We start from the raw sequence: 1,048 nt of genomic DNA on the forward strand, positions 1-1,048 counted from the left end.
CTCCCCCAGCAGCGCACCCGCCCGCACCAGGCAGCCCTCGTCACCCCGCTCGCCGCCCTCCGCGACGAGCGCCGCCACCTCGGTCCACAGCGCGGCCGCCTCCCCGTACATCCGGTGCCCGGTCCGCAGCCGCTCGCTGTCCACCAGCTCCGCGCACTCCCCCAGGAAGTCCCGGTACAAATTCCGGAACAGCGCGCCGCCCGTCCCGGCCCGCTCCATCAGCCGGGCGGCCTGCGGCAGGTCCCGCCCGGGGTCGTCGGTCCGCCGCAGCCAGCCCGGCACGAGCGTGCCGGCCTTCTCGATGCCCCGGTGCCCCAGATTCGCGATCGGCGGACGCAGGAAGGCGTCCGCGCAGGCCGCGATCGCCGCCCTGATCCTCTCCCCCGACACGGTCGCACCCTCCGGCGCCGTGATCGTGAACGACCGGTTCCGGGCCGTCATCGGCCCCTTCTCACTCCGGGCCCGGGCCAGTGCCGCCAGACTCACGCGCACCGCCCCGCCCTGCTGGGCCGTGTCCACCAGGTACGCGTCCCGCTCGTCGTAGCCGTACAGCACGACGACATGGCCGCCGAAGTGCACCTTCGAGGTGAAGTACGCCAGGTGGTAGCTGTCCACCTGCAACCCCACCGGCCGCCCGTCCCCGATCGGCTCCGCCACGTTCTGCCACGCCCTGCGCTCCGAGACTGTCTCCTTCACCTCAAGCCCCAGACCCAGCCGGTCCGCGAGGTTCCGCGTCAGCTCGAAGGGCTTGACCCGCCCCCCGAGGAACGGGAAGCCCATCCCCTTGCCGTCCCAGTAGACGAACGACAGCCCCGCGCCCAGCCCGAACAGCATCGGCTCGGACAGATCGAGCCCCTGGTGCCGCAGCAGCACCCCGAGCGCCGTCGTCTCGCAATGCTGCTGCCCCTCGCGCACGACGACGCCGTCCACCCGCGTCCGTCCGCCGCCCCGCACTGCTGCCTCGTCCACCCCTCCATCGTGGACCCTCGGCCGCCCTACGGCGCGGCCGCCCGCCACGCCTCCTCGAACTCCTCCGGGCCCGTCTCCC

Annotated in this window: 1 protein-coding gene; it reads right to left on the reverse strand. The window is 73.8% G+C overall.

Going from position 1 to position 1,048, the window contains the following annotated elements; all coding sequences use genetic code 11:
• The coding region (locus C6N75_RS29140) for a BtrH N-terminal domain-containing protein (protein ID WP_258177676.1) at window positions 1–930 on the reverse strand (930 nt) is incomplete at its 3' end.
• Window positions 931–1,048: the final 118 nt, after the last annotated feature.

The organism is Streptomyces solincola, from assembly GCF_002982015.1.
GTDB classification, from domain to species: Bacteria; Actinomycetota; Actinomycetes; order Streptomycetales; family Streptomycetaceae; genus Streptomyces; species Streptomyces solincola.